21 protein-coding genes are annotated in these 18,157 nt (G+C 53.0%); 8 read left to right on the top strand and 13 right to left on the bottom strand.

Annotation, left to right across the window (positions count from 1 at the left end):
- Positions 1–49: 49 nt before the first annotated feature.
- Together msrB and msrA are read left to right on the top strand one after the other, a co-directional pair.
- Positions 50–556, top strand: a complete 507-nt coding sequence (gene msrB, locus DXU84_RS17610; RefSeq protein ID WP_037033124.1) for a peptide-methionine (R)-S-oxide reductase MsrB — start codon at positions 50–52, stop codon at positions 554–556.
- A gap of 18 nt (positions 557–574) precedes the next feature.
- Complete coding sequence (gene msrA, locus DXU84_RS17615) at positions 575–1,303, top strand: peptide-methionine (S)-S-oxide reductase MsrA (protein WP_013577891.1); 729 nt, start codon at positions 575–577, stop codon at positions 1,301–1,303.
- Positions 1,304–1,395: 92 nt separating this feature from the next.
- Here the strand turns inward: msrA and DXU84_RS17620 are convergent, their stop codons facing one another.
- The 3 genes from DXU84_RS17620 to DXU84_RS17630 form a co-directional block, all read right to left on the bottom strand.
- Positions 1,396–1,962, bottom strand: coding sequence for a YfaZ family outer membrane protein (locus tag DXU84_RS17620; RefSeq protein WP_013577890.1), 567 nt, complete (start codon positions 1,960–1,962; stop codon positions 1,396–1,398).
- A gap of 199 nt (positions 1,963–2,161) precedes the next feature.
- The gene (locus tag DXU84_RS17625; protein ID WP_014416560.1) at positions 2,162–2,653 is read right to left on the bottom strand and encodes a FidL-like protein; all 492 of its coding nucleotides are present in this window, start codon (positions 2,651–2,653) and stop codon (positions 2,162–2,164) included.
- On the bottom strand, positions 2,650–3,432 hold the full coding sequence (locus tag DXU84_RS17630) for a helix-turn-helix domain-containing protein (protein ID WP_153376368.1): 783 nt from the start codon (positions 3,430–3,432) through the stop codon (positions 2,650–2,652). Before DXU84_RS17630 ends, DXU84_RS17625 begins: the two co-directional genes overlap by 4 nt.
- A gap of 275 nt (positions 3,433–3,707) precedes the next feature.
- Here DXU84_RS17630 and DXU84_RS17635 point away from each other — a divergent pair, with 275 nt between their 5' ends.
- Positions 3,708–4,838, top strand: a complete 1,131-nt coding sequence (locus DXU84_RS17635) for an HD-GYP domain-containing protein (RefSeq protein ID WP_013577887.1) — start codon at positions 3,708–3,710, stop codon at positions 4,836–4,838.
- Positions 4,839–4,907: 69 nt separating this feature from the next.
- On the top strand, positions 4,908–5,468 hold the full coding sequence (locus DXU84_RS17640) for a YceI family protein (RefSeq protein ID WP_014416557.1): 561 nt from the start codon (positions 4,908–4,910) through the stop codon (positions 5,466–5,468).
- 185 nt (positions 5,469–5,653) lie between these two features.
- On the opposite strand, the gene DXU84_RS17645 is transcribed toward DXU84_RS17640, so the two are convergent.
- Both DXU84_RS17645 and DXU84_RS17650 read right to left on the bottom strand, forming a co-directional pair.
- Positions 5,654–6,685 carry a methionine synthase gene (locus DXU84_RS17645; protein ID WP_013577885.1) on the bottom strand — a complete coding sequence of 344 codons (1,032 nt, stop codon included), beginning with the start codon at positions 6,683–6,685 and terminating at the stop codon, positions 5,654–5,656.
- A 31-nt stretch (positions 6,686–6,716) separates the two neighbouring features.
- On the bottom strand, positions 6,717–7,700 hold the full coding sequence (locus DXU84_RS17650; protein ID WP_013577884.1) for a DUF1852 domain-containing protein: 984 nt from the start codon (positions 7,698–7,700) through the stop codon (positions 6,717–6,719).
- A gap of 264 nt (positions 7,701–7,964) precedes the next feature.
- Between DXU84_RS17650 and DXU84_RS17655 the strand changes: the two genes are divergently transcribed.
- From DXU84_RS17655 to DXU84_RS17665, 3 genes are read left to right on the top strand one after another with little or no spacing between them, the layout of a single operon-like run.
- Entirely contained in the window at positions 7,965–8,300 is a 336-nt protein-coding gene (locus DXU84_RS17655; RefSeq protein ID WP_013577883.1) for an antibiotic biosynthesis monooxygenase, read from the top strand.
- Positions 8,293–8,685 (top strand): amino acid-binding protein, encoded by a 393-nt coding sequence (locus DXU84_RS17660; RefSeq protein ID WP_153376372.1) that lies wholly within the window; start codon positions 8,293–8,295, stop codon positions 8,683–8,685. The genes DXU84_RS17655 and DXU84_RS17660 overlap by 8 nt, the downstream gene beginning before the upstream one ends.
- On the top strand, positions 8,682–9,392 hold the full coding sequence (locus DXU84_RS17665) for a helix-turn-helix transcriptional regulator (RefSeq protein ID WP_037033244.1): 711 nt from the start codon (positions 8,682–8,684) through the stop codon (positions 9,390–9,392). The genes DXU84_RS17660 and DXU84_RS17665 overlap by 4 nt, the downstream gene beginning before the upstream one ends.
- A gap of 47 nt (positions 9,393–9,439) precedes the next feature.
- On the opposite strand, the gene DXU84_RS17670 is transcribed toward DXU84_RS17665, so the two are convergent.
- The 8 genes from DXU84_RS17670 to DXU84_RS17705 all read right to left on the bottom strand — a co-directional run bounded on the left by DXU84_RS17670 (position 9,440) and on the right by DXU84_RS17705 (position 17,150).
- Positions 9,440–10,645 carry an MFS transporter gene (locus tag DXU84_RS17670; RefSeq protein WP_112197588.1) on the bottom strand — a complete coding sequence of 402 codons (1,206 nt, stop codon included), beginning with the start codon at positions 10,643–10,645 and terminating at the stop codon, positions 9,440–9,442.
- Between the two features lie 197 nt (positions 10,646–10,842).
- The gene (fucP, locus tag DXU84_RS17675; protein ID WP_013577879.1) at positions 10,843–12,081 is read right to left on the bottom strand and encodes an L-fucose:H+ symporter permease; all 1,239 of its coding nucleotides are present in this window, start codon (positions 12,079–12,081) and stop codon (positions 10,843–10,845) included.
- Between the two features lie 112 nt (positions 12,082–12,193).
- Positions 12,194–12,538, bottom strand: coding sequence for an L-rhamnose mutarotase (locus DXU84_RS17680; RefSeq protein WP_153376374.1), 345 nt, complete (start codon positions 12,536–12,538; stop codon positions 12,194–12,196).
- Entirely contained in the window at positions 12,535–13,311 is a 777-nt protein-coding gene (locus tag DXU84_RS17685; RefSeq protein ID WP_013577877.1) for an SDR family oxidoreductase, read from the bottom strand. The genes DXU84_RS17680 and DXU84_RS17685 overlap by 4 nt, the downstream gene beginning before the upstream one ends.
- Positions 13,311–14,165, bottom strand: coding sequence for an amidohydrolase (locus tag DXU84_RS17690; RefSeq protein ID WP_121019825.1), 855 nt, complete (start codon positions 14,163–14,165; stop codon positions 13,311–13,313). Before DXU84_RS17690 ends, DXU84_RS17685 begins: the two co-directional genes overlap by 1 nt.
- Before the next feature lie 34 nt (positions 14,166–14,199).
- A complete protein-coding gene (locus DXU84_RS17695; RefSeq protein WP_153376376.1) occupies positions 14,200–15,477 on the bottom strand; it encodes an L-fuconate dehydratase in 1,278 nt (425 codons plus the stop codon).
- Between the two features lie 26 nt (positions 15,478–15,503).
- Complete coding sequence (locus DXU84_RS17700; protein ID WP_013577874.1) at positions 15,504–16,346, bottom strand: fumarylacetoacetate hydrolase family protein; 843 nt, start codon at positions 16,344–16,346, stop codon at positions 15,504–15,506.
- Between the two features lie 63 nt (positions 16,347–16,409).
- On the bottom strand, positions 16,410–17,150 hold the full coding sequence (locus DXU84_RS17705) for an SDR family oxidoreductase (protein ID WP_013577873.1): 741 nt from the start codon (positions 17,148–17,150) through the stop codon (positions 16,410–16,412).
- 222 nt (positions 17,151–17,372) lie between these two features.
- Here DXU84_RS17705 and DXU84_RS17710 point away from each other — a divergent pair, with 222 nt between their 5' ends.
- Complete coding sequence (locus DXU84_RS17710) at positions 17,373–18,134, top strand: FadR/GntR family transcriptional regulator (RefSeq protein ID WP_112151518.1); 762 nt, start codon at positions 17,373–17,375, stop codon at positions 18,132–18,134.
- Positions 18,135–18,157 lie beyond the last annotated feature (23 nt).

Raw genomic sequence — 18,157 nt, forward strand, 5'->3', positions numbered from 1 at the left:
CTCCCCTTGTAATCTGATGCCATCGACAGCAACCGGATCGGTGGCAAAAATGATTAACAGACGTAATTTCCTGCTGGGCAGTGGCGCGGTATCTGCCGCGGCCATGATGGGGCTGGTCCCGTCACTGTTTTCCCGCAATGCCGGCGCGCAGGTAAAACCTGCGAAATTCGAAATCATGCTGACGGATGCCCAGTGGCATCAGCGCCTCAGCGATGATCAGTACCGTATTTTGCGCGAAGCAGGCACCGAACGTCCTTATTCCAGTCCGTTAAACAACGAACATCGTGCGGGCGAGTTTGCCTGCGCAGGCTGCAACCTTGCTCTTTTCTCTTCAGCGACCAAATTCGACAGCCATACCGGCTGGCCGAGTTTCTGGCAACCTCTTGCTGATGCGGCGCAAACCAGCCGGGACACCTCGCTGGGTATGGTGCGCGATGAAGTGCATTGCCGCCGGTGTGGCGGCCATCTGGGACATGTGTTTGATGACGGTCCGCAGCCGACCGGTCTGCGTTATTGCATGAACGGGCTGGCGATGACGTTCACCCCTAAAGCTTAATCTGGCAGGAAATTGACTATGAAAATTGCATCGAAAAACCGGCGTAACTTTCGCCACTACAGCCTGATCGCCGGGCTGATGCTGGCGTCTGCGTTCGTGTTCGAAAATAATGCCTGGTCATGGGGCGGAGGCGCTGAACCGGCGGTCGTGATCCCGGCACCGGCAAAAGATGAGCCAGCAGGCACTGCACACAGCGAAACCGCGCTGTTTGCCGGTGGCTGTTTCTGGGGGATTCAGGGGGTGTTTCAGCATGTAAAAGGGGTGACCAGCGCGGTGTCCGGTTATGCTGGCGGTGTGGCGCAAACGGCCAGTTACGAGCAGGTCAGTACCGGCGAGACCGGTCATGCGGAATCGGTGAAAGTGACCTTCGACCCGACACAAGTAACGTATGGCGAACTGTTGCACATCTTCTTCTCGGTAGGGCATAACCCGACAGAGTTAAACCGTCAGGGGCCGGATACCGGCAGTCAGTACCGGTCAGCAGTCTTTCCTATGAACGCTGCGCAGGCGGAAGTGGCGAACGCGTACATCGCCCAGCTTAATGCCAGCCACAGTTACAGCGAACCGCTGGTCACCAAAGTTGAAAGCAATGCGCACTTTTATCCGGCTGAGGCTTATCACCAGAACTTTTTAAACGATAACCCGGACTATCCGTATATTGTGGTGAACGATCTGCCGAAGATTAAAGATTTGAAGCAGTATTTCCCGGCGGAATATCGTGAACAGCCGGTACTGGTGAAACAATAACGGATTTATTTTTTCAGCCCTGAAAAATAACAGGAGAGTGCACATTCCGGGTCAATGCAATGTGCACTCTTTGCAGCACATTAAACGTTAAATCAGAAATCCATCTCTGCGCCTAAATACGCACCATCAATAATGCGTTCATTAGGATTTCCCGCAGTGCCGTCAAGGCCAACATAGCGGTAACCGGCTTTTACTTTTAATGGTGCGACCGGGATCCAGCTAAATCCGGCATCGGCTTCGGAATAAGATTTTACACGATTGCTTAATGCATCAGGTGCTGCATAACCCTCTGCATAAAATGCCAGACTGTCGGTGAAGGGGACGGTAATACCGCCGCCGACGGGAAATGCCACGCCTTCATTATCAGAAGTAGAACCCTGCATATAAAGCGCTTTCGCGCCCAGATTAATCATTGCCGGGCCTGCCGGAATATTAAAACCGGTGCTCACGCCACCAATCTGGCGGCCATTTTGAGTGTTCTTCGCCCAGTTACCCTCGACATAAAGACCGGATGTCTGACGGCCCATACCGGCGTTCAGTTCAGTGAAATTTGTGCCCGCTTTTGCACCCAGTTCAACAGCCTGAGTCTGGCCAGAGAAAGCCATAAATACCGCAATGGCACTGCCAGCGACAGTCAGTTTGATTGTGTTAGTACGCATTTGTTTACCTATTTTTTAAGTGATCGGCGCTGAGCAGTCTTTGCCACTCTGCCGCCAGACGGATACCCGTCAGTGAGTGGCTATAAAACACTCTTCCGGCCATCGTCATCAATTTATATGTCAGATTGCAACATAAATAGGTTTTTATTCTTAATTTTACTTTTATTAAAGATGAATAACCTGAAGAATGCGGGCGTGTTCAGTACGCGACACAAACAAATTGCGGGGAATAGGTACTGCTTACTACATACGCCTGGTCCCGTATCTTCTTAACACCAATGTTGAGTGAGGCATTATCGCCCGTGTTTTCCAGCCACATCTGGTCGAAATCAGTATCTGGCGTGTTATCCAAAGGTGACGGCGTCACTTTGTCAATGGTGAAATGATAGGTTTTATTATCCACTTTGACACCATGACTGAGATAGACGGTACGCTCAAGATAGGTACTGGCTTTGGCCGACTTTACATAGCCTTCGTACTGAATAATACCTTTGTCTTTATCGTAAAATTGCAGGCTTTCAACAATAGAAAAAACCAGTTGACCCTGCTCAATATCCATATTCACTTTGCCGAAGGCTTTACATTTTAAGGTAGGAATATCTTTGGATGGCCATAAATAAAGAACGGTTGCTGCGATGACGCAAACAGTTGCGACGGTGGCATAGAACCACTTCTTTTTAATCATGATCATGGTTTGATCCACTTATAGTGATAGAAGTTATCACACGAAATAATCTCATTATTATTACCGCGGGTGCATAAGGACAGCAGTGTTCGGGCGTTGTTTTGAGATGAATAGGATAATTCACTGTTATAAATGAGCACGTTGGTTTTGTTGCACGTCAGATTATTGGTTTTTAGTGTGTGACTGACCCGTTCCAGCACCGCAGTTTTGGCATCGTCCGAAATATCTTTAAGGAAAATAATATCGCAGCCGGTGTCGGGCTGTTTTATTTCGGTCATTCCGTTGGTGGCGTCGTCGTATTTCCACGCGCCGAAAGACAGGCTAACCAGAACCAGCAGGCAGAGCAGAATAAAAAGAGCACGCCGTGCAGGTTTAACCGGAGCAGAAACTGAATCGGGTGTTTGCACCCTGAGCGGAGGCGGGGAGGCCGGTGCCTGCCCGGCAGGCGGTGGCGCATCAAGGCGTTGCACACTGACCGCCGGATTCAGTTTAAAACCGACTTTGGGGAGGGTAATAATGAGTTCGTGGCATTCAAACAGCGCCAGATTGCGGCGGACAATACTGACGTACTGGTTAAGATTATTGCCGGAAGCATGCAGGCCGTGCTTGTCCCAGACTGTTTCCAGCAGATATTCCCGCGTCAGATCACGCCCTTCAGATGAAAGAAATTCTTCCAGCAACCGTGCGGCCGGGAGTGTCAGTTTGATCACGTCCTGGCTGGCAGGATAGTGCAATGTACCATCGTCTGAGTTGAATTCTATTTCTTTATCAATGAGATACTTCATCTGATCCTGACAGTAATAAGTAAAGCCACATCAAACCCGTTCGGATTTACACACCGCTAAGATTAATATTATACAGTCTACATTCCGCGATCAGAATCTGTGAAAGGTATAGGTAAAAACTTCAGCCAGCATAGGGAAAAAAGCCAATTATTATATCTGTTAAAGATACCATTAAGGAATAAAAACCTATATATACCCACTTTGGGCAATTAAATTGTCTGTCATCCCGAAATCCGGTTTCCTTCTCGCATTGTTGAATGAGTGGGAGTGGTTACGTGGACGTTACCTTTACGGATTTTCTTATCGGATTTTCTTCTGCGCTGGACTTGTTAAGCCCTGAAAACGGACATCGTGGTGTGCGGCGTGCTTATATCGTGATGAATATTGCCCGTCAGCGCCAGTTCAGTCTGTTGGCACAACAGCGGTTGTTCATTGCTGCACTTTTACGTGATATCAGCAGGGGGACACATGCTCCGCACGATTGCGCCAGCCAACTTGCGGATATCCCGTTACTGGCTGACAGCGCGGGTCTGATCGTCGCAAGAGGCCGGCAGCATTCAGAAAACCGCCTGCTGGATCTGGCCGATAATCTGGATTTACTGGCATTGCATGAATTTCCACGCGGTCATTATCCGGTGCGCGCGGTCGAAACCCTGTGTGATTCCATCGGATCCCGTTACCTGCTCGACGACATGCTGGCGTTACGCGAGCTTGGACTGGAAAAGGAATTCTGGACGGAATTCGCCTCCGCCACGCTTATCAGTACAGCCGCGTCCTTTTCACCCTTTGCTGACCGTGTGTTAAGTGACAAGGAAATGACGCAACTGTCTGCCCTGCTGGCTGTCGTCATTGACCTGCATTGCCGTTCAGCCGCACAACATTCTGTTGTGGTGGCAGGTATCGCCGCCAGGCTTGCGCAAATGTACGGGTTTTCTAAAAAAGGTGTCGCGCGGATCCGCGTCGCCGGTTTGCTGCATGATTTAGGTAAACTGGTTGTCCCCGCCGCCTTGCTCACCAAAGCGCAGCCTCTGACGGATTTCGAACGCCGCCAGATCCATATACACCCGCAGTTCACCTGGAAAATTCTTTCGCGGATTGCCGGCATGCAGGACATCGCCCGGATGGCCAGCTTTCATCATGAACGGCCGGACGGCAAGGGATATCCCTTCCATCTGCGCGGTGCACAGCTCGATCTCGGGCCGCGCATTATTTCGGTCGCCGACTGCTATGCCGCGCTGCGTGAAGCCCGTTGTTACAAACCGGCATATTCGCCGGAAAAAAGCCTCATCATAATGCAGGAGACCGCAGCGCGCGGCGGGCTCGACCCTGAAGTGGTGGAAGCGCTCCGTTCGGATTTGATGGGGGCGGGGCAGGATATGCTCAGTGCATCACTGCTTTTGCCTTAATACTGATTTCAACCGAATAGAAACAACAGCTGAAACGTTTACTCAGAGTCAACCTCTGGAGAACCCCTCATGCTGCGAGTGTTTTTATTTATTTTATCAATGGGTTATGCATCTTTATCTTTCTCCGGCACCCCGGAGCATTATGTTATCAACGCAGATCGCACAACCATTACGTTGTCGTGGGTCATGCTCAGCACACATCCCTCGCAGGCGAATTTATCGCAGGTATCCGGCGATGCTTTTTTAGATCATCAGCAAAACATGCAGAATCATATAGATGTCAGAATTCCGGTTTCCTCGCTGGAGGCTTCGAACCTGCTGCTGACGCATCAGTTAAAGAGCAGTATGTTCTTTGATGAAAACCGTTATCCCTGGGTCACGTTCACCAGTCAAAAAGTCACGCAGTCGGGAAATGGGCAATTTAAGATTTTTGGCATGCTGACTATCAAAAATATCCAAAGACCGGTTGTGCTGGATGCTGTTATGAATGACGCCAGCGCGAAGTCCCTGATTCTGCACGCACACACGGCGATTTCCCGCTCTGCTTTCGCGATGGACAGTCTGCTGTCGTTGGTCGGTGACACGATTAACATCGATATTGATATTGCCGCGCAGCCTTATAAGGCATAACGCGGCTACGCGCTTTATCGGAATAGTTTCGTCCGTGACAGGGGTAAAAAAGCGCACGGGCAAAACAACAAACAGGCGTAAAACGGGGCTGCTTACACCTCAGGCGGGTTTCCGGATAGTTGGCGATCGAAATGATCGCGCAACCCAGACAAAATTCTTTTTAAGTGATCGGCTATTTGGCGACGTTATTTAGCCAGCAGTTCTTTGCGGACAATTTCTGCGCCTGCACTTAATGCATCCAGCTTGCCTCTGGCGACGCCACGGGGTAAAGGAATCATGCCGCAGTTGGTGCAAGGATAGAGTTTATCGGCGTCTACAAACTGCAGCGCTTTACGCAGCGTTGCGGCGACTTCTTCCGGGGTTTCAATGGTATTGGTCGCCACGTCTATGGCACCCACCATCACCTTTTTACCGCGGATAAGCTCCATCAGTTCCATCGGAACATGCGAGTGATGACATTCCAGTGAAATGATATCGATATTAGATTTTTGCAGTTTGGGGAAAATCTCTTCGTATTGTCTCCACTCTGTGCCCAGCGTTTTTTTCCAGTCGGTATTGGCTTTGATGCCATAGCCGTAGCAAATGTGCACAGCCGTTTCACATTTCAGCCCTTCGATGGCTCTTTCTAACGTGGCAATGCCCCAGTCATTCACTTCATCAAAGAACACGTTAAAGGCCGGTTCGTCAAACTGGATGATATCGACGCCAGCAGCCTCTAATTCTTTGGCTTCTTCATTGAGAATTTTGGCAAATTCCCAGGCGAGTTTCTCGCGACTTTTATAGTGGTTGTCATAAAGCGTATCGATCATCGTCATCGGCCCAGGAAGAGCCCATTTGATCGGTTGTGTGGTTTGCTGGCGCAAAAACTTCGCATCTTCAACAAAAACGGCCTTTTTGCGACTCACCGGGCCAACAACTGTCGGCACACTCGCTTCATAGCGATTACGGATCTTAACCGTCTCACGTTTCTCGAAATCAACGCCCTCGAGATGCTCAATAAAGGTCGTGACAAAATGCTGACGCGTTTGCTCGCCGTCACTGACAATATCGATACCAGCCTGCTGTTGATCTTCCAGACACAAACGCAGGGCATCTTTTTTGCCGTCAATTAATTCCTGATCTTGCAATTTCCACGGGGACCAGAGCACCTCAGGTTGTGCCAGCCACGAAGGTTTAGGCAAACTGCCCGCAGTCGATGTCGGTAATAATTTTTTCATACACAGGTGACCTTATATTTTTTATGGTTAATCAGAGAGCGGAATGGGCAGACCATTGTTCAAGAACAGTTTGGTAAGGTTTGATGAAGCATTCTTCAGTAAACTTCCCCTGCTCAATAGCCAGATGGCCACGTTCTTCCCGGTCATAAACAATACGGGTTAAAGAATAATCCTGGTAATTCAGGCTGGGTTGATACTGTAATCCTGCCGCAGAATTAGCATTGTAAATCTCAGGGCGATAAATCTTCTGAAAAGTCTCCATCGTGCTGATGGTGCTGATAAGCTCAAGATTAGTGTAATCACTGAGCAAATCGCCAGAAAAATAAAATGCCAGAGGTGCAACGCTGTTTTCAGGCATAAAATACCGCGCCCGTAATCCCATTTTTGCGAAATATTCATCAGTCAGGGAGAGTTCATCCTGCTGATATTCAACGCCTAATACAGGGTGTTTATTTCCCGTGCGATAGTAAGTGTTTTTGCTGGAAACACTCAGGCAGATAACCGGTGTTTTAGTGAAATTATCTTTGTAAGTCTCTGATTTTAAAAATTGTTTGAATATATTCCCATGTAATTCGCCAAAATTATCCGGCAGGCTAAATTCAGGTTGATCCTTATTATGCTCTGGCAGTAAAACGCTAAAGTCATAATCACGCACATAGGAGGAAAAGTTATTTCCTAAAATGCCTGCAATGCGTTGGTGGGTTTTTTTATCAACGATAGTTGTTTTCAGTATTTCAATCACCGGGAAGCTGTCGGCCTTGCCTTCAGCATCAATATTCAACTGAGCAGTAATAATATCGAGTTCGACACAATACCGGTCTTTATTAGGATTATCCCAGTTCGCCAGGGAATTGAAGCGATTATCGATCATCACTAAGGTGTTGCGCAGGTTTTCCTGGCGTTTTTCACCCCTTGCCAGATTGGCAAAATTGGTGGTAATACGCGTATTTTCCGAGGGGTTATAATTCTCGTCGAAACGGATGCTTTTAAGGGTAAATGTCAGTTTTTTATTCATTGTTATCAGGTGTCCCGGCTGCTGAAAAATCTACGTTATTTCAGTCGTTTTCGTATTTTTAAGAGTGAATCGCGATGACTCTTTTATGCCTGAGTCATTGAGTGAAAAAAAGTGATTTAAATTCACTGAACATGAGACAAATTCATGATCATGCCTCCCCGGATGCCGTTCCTGCCCGCAGGGAACAGACACACTTCGGTGTGGACCGAAGCATCTGATTTTTGCCGGTAATAAGCTGAACGAAATTCATGAGGGAGCAGAACGATGATCGCAGTACTTTTTGAGGCAGATGCAGTACCCGAAGCGCGTGAGCGGTACCTTGAACTGGCGGCAGAACTGAAACCATTGTTATCGGACACGCCGGGATTTATTTCCATTGAGAGATTCCAGAGCCTGACCACGCCCGGAAAAATCCTTTCATTATCATGGTGGGAAGATGAAGAGTCGGTGGCAGGGTGGAAACAGAATCTGATGCATCTGGCCGCGCAGAAAGAGGGTAAACAGTCGATTTTTTCATTCTACAGAATACGCGTTGCCCGTGTATTTCGTGACTATTCTTCCGACAAGTCTTCCGGTAAAGGAGCGCATCAGCATGTATGACATTCACGTGATCCTCGACCATTCACCCGGTTCGCTGGCCTCCCTTGGCCGTATTCTGGGCATGAACGGTGTGGGGCTGGAGGGCGGCGGCGTATTTTCCACGGCAGAAGCGGGGCATGCGCATTTCCTGATAGAAGACGGTGAAAAAGCCCGTCAGGTTCTGACTGATGCTGGCTTTGACGTGAGAAAGCTGTCACGCCCGCTGATAAGAAAACTACCCCAGAAACAGCCGGGCGAGCTGGGCGAAATCGCCCAGACACTCGCCCGGAATGGCATTAACATTCTGGTACAGTACAGCGACCACGATAACCGGCTTATTCTGCTGACGGATGACGATATCCGGGCGGCTGAAGTCACTCAACATTGGGCGATACCTTCTGCATGAATTTTCTTCAAACCGAATACGACAGTGAGCCGGATGAGTCTCTTGAAAAATCCATGTCACTGGTGGCTTCAGCAATATCTGACCCGTCAAGGGTCAGTATTTTGTGTGCCCTGATGGACGGACGCGCGTGGACCGCGACTGAACTCAGTGCGGTGGCGGGCATCGCCGCCTCCACAACCAGCGGTCATCTTACCCGGCTGCTCAGCAACGGGCTGGTGATTTGCCTGACGCAGGGGCGCCACCGGTATTACAGCCTGGCGGGCCACCATATCGCCGGATTGCTGGAAAACCTGATGGGGGTTTCCATGCATAACCACAAAACTTTTGCGTCGCGGACGCCGGTCGTTCTGCGTTATGCACGAACTTGTTATGACCATCTGGCCGGAGAGCTGGCGGTAAAAATCTACGATTTTCTGCTGCAGGAAAACTGGCTTGAAGCGGACGGTAACGCGCTGACTCCGGCCGGGAAAGCCCATTTTCAACGACTGGGCGCGGTGCTCAATCCGCGCCCGCGCCGCAAGGCTTGCTGCCCTTGCCTTGACTGGAGCGAAAGACGCTTCCATCTCGGAGGCGATGCGGGGCAGGCATTAATGACGCTTTTTCTGCAAAAAGCGTGGATATCCCGCACGCAGGGTTATCGTGAAGTGAGCGTCACCGACAGCGGCAGAATTGCCCTGAGCCGCCTGTTCGGTTTGAGTCTGGCCTGATCCCGCAGGCTATGTTTATGCTTGCTTCGCCCCGCGTGACCGACGACTTAGCTTGTCTCCATACAAGACTGTGTTGAAAGTAACGGGGCATATCGCCACCAGATCAGCAGCCCCGTCAGGGCGATAACGCTCAGAACGCTGAACGCCGTAGCGAACGAGTAATGCCCTGCAATCATACCCGTCAGGGCCGGGCTCATGGCCGCGCCGACGCCCTGCATCAGCATCACCACGCTTTGGCCCGCGTTGACATGACCGTTTCCGCGCAGCAGCACCACAATAAAGCTCGGCACTACCACGCCCAGTACGCCAGCCGCGAAACCATCAAGTATTTGCACCGGCACCATCATTAAAGGGGCGGCAGAACTCGCCGCCAGCGCTGCCCGGACGGGCATGATCAGCAGCGCCAGCATAATCAGCCGCCAGTAGCCGACTCTGTCGATGCGCCCGGCGGTCCAGATTGCTACCGGGATCATCACCATCTGAGAAATAATCACGGTTGCTGCAGCGTACAGGCCGGGATTGACGGAGCCGGGCGCTGCCGCGATTCTCATGCTGAGCATCGGCAACAGCGCCGCATTGGCCAGATGAAACAGCAACAGTGTCAGACCGGTGATCAGCAGCGGTTTATTTTGGGCCAGCACCGAGAAATCGGGGACCTGAGCGGATGCGCCAGACTCCAGCCCTCGCGCGGCATCATCGTCTATATCGCTGCGGCGGATGCCCGTCAGTGCAATGAGCGTTAATAACATCGTGCAGGTCATGAGAATGAAAATACCGCCGATGCCCCAGTACCAGGCGATCCCTCCGGCAATCAGCGCGGTGATAAAATTCCCGGCATGGTTAAACGCCTCATTTTTACCCATCTGCGCGCTAAAGCCTTTTTGCCCGGTCAGACCCAGCGTGATCCCGGTGATCAGCGGACCGACAAACGCAGCACATATTCCGCTCACGATCTGCGAAAACGCCACCACGGCATTTGCCTGACTGAGCCAGAGCAGCAGCGTCGTGCCGGTGATCAGCACGCACAGCAGCGCCAGAATCAGCCGCTTGTTTTTCGATGCATCAGTCATGAAGCCCGCAGGGAGCGTTGCCAGCAACCCTGCCACGCCGCCAGCGGTCATCAGCAAGCCGATATCATCGGGCTGCCAGTGGCGTTGTGTCAGAAAGATCCCCAGAAAGGGCCCAAGCCCGTCACGAACATCCGCAATAAAAAAACTGGTTAAACACAGTGCCTGCAATGAACGAATCGACATTTTTTTACCCTTCAGCGTTATTAACCAGCTTTATACGCGATGAAGTATAAACAGGATTTTTCTATCAGGGATGACAGGAATGTTAAAACTCATGACGCGGTTTGCAGGGTTGCAACCCCTCCCCGACACCCGAAGGGTATTAAGGAGGGGCTGTGTGGTGAGGGGGAGCTGTCAGATTGTTTTGTATGACAACGTTCTCAGATCGCTGCTTTCGCCCGCTGTTTCACGGCATAAATCAGCACCACGGCGAAACATACCATCGGCAGGGCGTAAGAAACGGCGGTGTTGTAGTGGTCGGCAATCGCGCCCATCAGATACGGCATCACCGCGCCACCGACAATCGCCATGATCATCACCGAGCTGGCGCGTTTGGTTTGTTTGCCCATGTTCTTGACGCCCATCGCGAAAATGGTCGGGAACATGATCGACATGAAGAAGAAAATCGCCACCAGCGCAATCACCGACACATTATCAATACCGGCCACCACCACGCCGCACAGCACAATATTGATGATGGCGTAGACCACCAGCAGCGTGGCCGGGCGGACAAAGCCCATCAGCCAGGTGCTGAAGAAACGCCCGACCATAAAGCTGATCATGCCGACAGACAGCAGATACGACGCGTTCTGGTTCGACAGCGTGTGCCAGTGTTCGGTGGTGTAGTTAATGAAGAAGGCACCGACGCCAACCTGTGCCGCGACGTAGAAGAATTGTGCGATGACGCCGCCGGTGAAATGGCCGTGCTGCCACAATCCTTTCTCGATACCGTGATCTTCCGGAGCGCTTTGCTCGCGGATGTCCGGCAATTTTGTGCGTCCGAACAGGAAGGCAATCAGCAGCACTAACACGGCGATGGCGACGTAAGTGGTTTTCACCGAGGACAATCCGTCCGTCGTGGTGCCTTGTGTGGCGGAGAAGAACAGTGAACCACCGATGATCGGGCCGATGAACTGACCTAAACCGTTGAAGGACTGAGAAAGGTTCAGGCGGCGTTCGGCTCCGGCCGGATCGCCGAGAACGGTAGCGAACGGGTTAGCGGCGGTTTCGAGACAGCCCAGGCCGAGGGCAATCACGAACAATGCGAACAGGAACATGCCGAAGCTGCCTGCGGAGGCGGCGGGCACGAACAACAGTGCGCCCAGGGCATACAGACACAGACCCACCAGGATCCCGGCTTTATAACCGAACCTGTCCATGAAGAAACCGGCGGGCAGGGCGATGATAAAATACGCCCCGAAATAGGCGGCCTGTAGCAGACCGGACTGGGCTTTATTGACGTGCAACACGTCCTGGAAATGCTTATTCAGGACATCCAGCAGCCCGTAGGATAAACCCCACAGGAAAAACAGCGTGGTGACCAGTATGAACGCCAGTCGGAAACCGGACGTCGTTTTGCGCTGCGCATAAGCGGGCGCGGCAGTTTTATCGGCGAGCATGTTGTATTCCTCAGTATCTGGTGACGCATGTAGGGGTTCAGCTCAGGTGGCTGATTTTTTATGTCAGATAACGTGAAAAACGGTTTCTCCCTCATAGCAGGGAGATGTATAGCTATTTCTGATCAGCCAGCGAAAAAATCTTCTCCATTTCCACCCACTTTTCACCGGCGGGCGTCCACGGCGTAGGGCGCTGATACTTCCACATCAGGGCTTCCCATTCGCAGACTTTCGGATCCTCCAGACTGCGGCGTTCGAACAGTCCGCTGTCAAAATCTTCCGTGGTTTCCATCACCATCATCAGGCGGTTGCCCAGCCGGTAAATTTCCATGTCTGCGATGCCATAACGGCGCAGATGTGCGGTAATTACCGGCCAGATTTCGCGGTGATAACGCTGATATTCTTCGATAAGCACAGGATCGTCCGCCAGATCCAGCGCCTGACAATAGCGGCGTTTCATGTTAAGGCCCGGTCGAGATGCATATAACCGCCGTCCACGGTCAGCCACTGGCCGGTGGTGTGCGAGGCGCGGGAAGACAGCAGGAACACCACGGTGTTGGCGATTTCCTGCGGCGTGGTCATACGCTGTCCCAGCGGAATATGCGAAGTGATTTGTTGCAGCTTTTCTTCGGGATGGTCGAAGCTTTTGATCCAGCGTTCGTACAGCGGCGTCATGACTTCCGCCGGGATCACCGCGTTCACGCGGATACCGTCGCCGAGCAGCGCCGCTGCCCATTCGCGGGTCAGCGCCAGAATGCCGCCTTTGGCCGAAGCGTAACCGCTGGTGTTGCCTTGTCCGGTGAGTGCGGTTTTCGAGCTGATATTGACGATAGCTCCCCGGCTGGCGCGCAGGGCGTTCAGGCTCAGGTGCGCCATCAGGTAATAGTGGATCAGATTCTGCTCGAGCGATTGCACAAAGGCTTCGCGACCGGCATCCAGCCCGACGCTGTCGTTGGCACCGGCATTGTTCACCAGCCCGTCGATGCTGCCGTAGCGGGTAAGCACCTCATTCACCGCTGCCTTGCAACTGGCTTCGTCGCGCAGTTCAGTCAGTACAAAACTGGCCTGTGGCGAAAGCTGTTGCAGTTTATGCATCAGTTCATTGGCCGGTTCGGTATTGCTGATGATCACCGGAACCGCGCCTTCTTCCGCCAGCGTCAGCGAAATCGCCGCGCCGATACCGGAACCGCCACCGGTGACCATCACCACTTTATTTTGCAGATGCAGATTCATCAGTCATTTCCTGTAATCGGTAAAGGCTGTAATCGATAAATCGTGCAGGCATTGCCGCCATAAATGGCTGCCTGCTCGTCAGAACTGAGTGCGGCCGTGGCCTGTTCACATAAATCCCACGGATTTTCATCCCCGTCTGCCAGTAAACACACCGGCCAGTCGGAACCAAACATCAGGCGTCCGGCACCGAAAACGTCCAGTGCGGCATCGAAATACGGCAACAGATCGCGGGCTGGCATACCTGCCGGACGCGGCTCGGTCAGCAACCCCGAGAGCTTGCAACTGACGTGTTTTAACCCCGCCAGCGGTGCAATCTGCTGCTTCCAGTACGCTGCACCCCGGCTGAGATCCGGCTTGCCGAAGTGATCGAGCACCAGAAAATGCCCGTCATGCTTTGCCGCGAACTGCACGGCATCGCGCAGATGGCGGTGTGTCACCAGAATTTCATAGACATAGTCCTGCCGCTGAATCTGGCGAATACCCGCATTGATGGTCGGATTTTCCAGCCACTGCGCAGGTGAAGACTCGTCCTGAACCTGATGACGAAAGCCGCGCAGCAGCGGGTGTGAAATAGCCTCCAGATCCCGTTGCAGCGCGGGTGACGACAGATCCACCCAGCCGGTCACGGCATGCACAAAGTCGGTTTGCTCTGCGATCTCCAGCAGCCAGCGGGTTTCCTGCACAGAGGAACAGGCCTGAACCAGAACCGTGCCCTGAATATCGTGACGTTGTAACGCAGGCCGCAATATCTCCGGCAATAAATCCTGTTTCAGCACCGCCATGTCATCGCCTATCCAGCGATAATCCTGCGGGATGTAGCGCCAGAAATGCTGGTGGCTGTCGATTCGCATCATCGGCGTTCTCCTTGCTGCTTTTCGATCATTAAGGTCAGGCGTGATGGCGGTATCTTTCGATCGACGCCTGATGCATCTCAATGGAGAATCCCGGTGCCTGCGGCGGCATATAGGCCGCGCCCCGGACGTCGCACGGATGCACAAAATGCTCGTGAAGATGGTCAACGTATTCGATGACGCGGCCTTCGTGCGTACCTGCGATGCACAGATAATCAATCATCGACAGATGCTGCACGTATTCGCATAACCCGACGCCGCCCGCGTGCGGACACACCGGCAGATTGTATTTGGCCGCCATCAGCATCACCGCCAGCACTTCGTTGACGCCGCCCATGCGGCAGGCATCAATCTGCACCACGTCGATGGCTTCGCGCATAATGAACTGCTTAAACATGATGCGGTTCTGGCACATTTCGCCGGTGGCGACTTTAACCGGTGCAACACCCTGACGGATTTTGCGGTGGCCTTCGATGTCGTCCGGGCTGGTCGGTTCTTCGATAAACCAGGGGTTGGCAAAGGCGAGGGCGTTCACCCAGGGGATGGCGTCGTTGGTTTCCCATACCTGATTGGCGTCGATCATCAGTTTGCGGTCCGGGCCGATCACCTCGCGGGCGATGCGCACACGGCGGATGTCGTCTTCCAGGTCGCGCCCGACTTTTAGTTTCAGATAATCGAAACCGGCGTCGACCGCTTCCTGACATAAACGGCGAAGTTTATCGTCGGGATAGCCGAGCCAGCCCGCTGACGTGGTGTAGCACGGGTAGCCTTCCGCCAGCAGTTTCTCCGTGCGCCGGGGTTTGTTGTCGGCACGTTGCTGCAATAAGGCCAGCGCTTCCTGCGGCGTGATGCAGTCAGTGATGTAACGAAAATCGATGCAGCGCACCAGCTCTTCCGGTGACATATCGGCGACCAGTTTCCACAGCGGTTTACCGGCGGCTTTGCTCCATAAATCCCACACCGCGTTAACCACCGCGCCGGTCGCCAGGTGGATTGCGCCTTTGTCAGGACCAATCCAGCGCAACTGGCTGTCGCTGGTGAAATCGCGCCAGAACTGGCCCATATCGGCGGTAATGTCCGCCAGTTCGCGGCCCACGATCAGATGTTCCAGCGCTTTAATCGCCGCACAGCAGATTTCATTGCCGCGCCCGATGGTGAAGGTCAGGCCGTGGCCTTTCAGCGCCTGAGTGTCAGTGTCTAAAATCACATACGCGGCGGAATAATCCGGATCCGGGTTCATGGCATCCGAACCGTCCAGCGCCAGCGAGGTCGGGAAACGCACATCTTCAACACGTAAAGCGGTAATCGTTGTCATCGCAAAATTCCTTTAGCTGTAAAGGGTTATGCCTGCACTGTCTTCTGGCGCTGCTCACCCAAACCTTCAATCCCAAGCCGCATCACCTGACCGGCTTTCAGGTACACCGGCGGTTTTTGCCCCAGTCCGACGCCCGGCGGTGTGCCGGTAGAAATGATGTCACCGGGTTGCAGGCTCATGAAGCGGCTGAGATAACTGATGATTTCGGGGATCTGGAAAATCATGGTGCGCGTATTGCCGTTCTGCCAGCGCTTGCCGTCAACTTCCAGCCACAGATTCAACTGGTGCGGGTCAGGGATTTCATCCGCTGTCACCAGCCACGGACCGGTCGGGCCGAATGTGTCGCAACCTTTACCTTTGTCCCAGGTGCCGCCGCGTTCAATCTGGAATTCGCGCTCAGAGACATCGTTAATCACGCAGTAACCGGCGACGTGCGACATCGCATCGGCTTCGCTGATATAGCGCCCGCCGGTGCCGATCACCACACCGAGTTCCACTTCCCAGTCGGTTTTGACAGAATCACGCGGGATCTCCACGTCGTCATTTGGCCCGACCATCGCGCTGGTCCATTTGCTGAAAACCACCGGTTCTTTCGGGATCTCCGCGCCAGTTTCGGCGGCGTGGTCGGCGTAATTGAGGCCGATACAGATAAATTTCCCCACCTTGCCGACACAGGCACCCAGACGTGGTTCACCGCCGACCAGTGGCAGCGTGTGCGGATCGAGCTGGCGCAGTTTATCCAGCGTTTCAGGCTGCAGAAATTCGCCGCTGATGTCGGCAATATGTGCGCTGAGATCCCGCAACGTGCCGTTGTCATCCAGCAGGCCGGGGCGCTCAGAACCTGCGTTGCCGTAACGTAATAATTTCATGGGTCAGTGTCCTTCTGTGAAAGTCAGATCGGTGAAAATCAAATGTTTAAAGCCGCTGGCGTGTCAGTTGCTCCAGCCGCCGTCAATAATTTGAACCGTGCCGGTGGTGTATGAACTGGCGTCGGAAGCCAGATACAGCGCAAGCTGGGCGATTTCTTCGGTTTTACCGATGCGCCCGATCGGCTGGCGGGAAACAAACGCCGCGTACACCTCGGCTTCGCTGCGCCCTTCGGCTTTTGCCTGTGCCGCGATGCGCTGACGCAGGGACGGCGATTCCACCGTGCCCGGACAAATCGCGTTACAGCGAATGCCGCGGGTGACGTAATCCGCTGCAACAGAACGGGTCAGACCAATCACGGCCGCTTTTGAAGCGCTGTAAGCAAAGCGGTTCGGCACACCTTTGATGCTGGAGGCGACGGAAGACATATTGATCACTGAACCGTGGTTGCGCTCAAGCATGGCGGGCAGAAAAGCGCGGATCATGCGGAACATCGCGGTGACGTTAAGATCGAGCGCAAACTGCCATTCGCGTTCGGTGCAGGTCAGGATATCGCCGCTGTGCACCACGCCGGCGCAGTTGAACAGCACATCGAGCGCGCCGGTTTCTTCTGCCAGCGCAGCAATCGCCTGCGGGTCGGTCACATCAAGCAGACGCGGGGTGATGCCGGGAATATTGTGTAATGCGTCGATGTTGATGTCGGTGGCAATCACCTCTGCGCCTTCACGGGCAAACAGCGTGGCAGTGTTGAAACCGATGCCTTGTCCGGCGGCGGTGATCAGAACTTTTTTCCCGGCCAGGTTCATAACAATTCTCCCTAAAAGGTGCTTTAAAGGCCTAATGGTCAGGCCATTGGAGGTGAAAAAAACGCGTTAAACGCAGTGCTTTTTGTTAAGATGTTCGGCAAGCTTCTGCTTAAAACGCCATTTCAGTTAACCAATTTTTTACATGCATAAAACAAATCAGCAAGATTTTTGTCCGGAAAATGCTAGCTGAATCACTTAATGAGAATTGACCTCAGGTGTCCGATGCCGATAAAAAAATTAGAAAATCCCAGAATATACAGGCAGATAGCTGACCAGCTTAAAACGTTAATTGATAACAAAGAATTTCCGCCCGGCAGCCGTCTTCCGGCCGAGCGTGAACTGGCGAGTCAGTTACAGGTCAGCCGCGCGTCGGTGCGTGAGGCGCTGATTGCGCTGGAAGTGATCGGGCTGGTGGATGTGCGGGTGGGAAACGGCGTCATTGTCCGTCAGCAACCTGCCGTTCCGGCCACGCCTTCGCAGGAGCCGGTGATGTCGCAGGCAGGGCGTAATCAGTGGGCGGATGTGGATGATGAGCTGAATATTGAGCTGGATTTTACGGCTGAACTGCCACCGTTTTCGCTGTTGCAAACCCGTCGTCTGATAGAGCCGGAAACCGCCGCGCTGGCGGCAAGAAATGCCACTGACGCCGAACTTGCGGCGATCAGGCAGGCATATGAACAAAACTGTCGCGATAACCGCAATGGCTCGGCAACGCATCCCGGCGACCGGTTGTTCCATATCCGTATTGCGCAGGCCAGCGGAAATCCGGCTTATGCCTTCATCATCGCCCACCTGCTCGGCCACCGTTATGGCACCATGTTCCGCAGCCTGCAATTACACTACACGCCGCAGGACATGCCGCACCGTTCTGAGATTGAGCACCTCGAGATCCTGACCGCGCTGGAGGCCCGTGACAGTCGTGCAGCGAAGAAGGCAATGAAGGAACATCTGGATGCGGTGATTAAGATTTTCGGGCAAGGGTGACAACGTTCGCTGCATCTGACATC

It is taken from the genome of Rahnella sp. RcJ3 (assembly GCF_009498575.1).
Lineage (GTDB): Bacteria > Pseudomonadota > Gammaproteobacteria > Enterobacterales > Enterobacteriaceae > Rahnella > Rahnella aceris.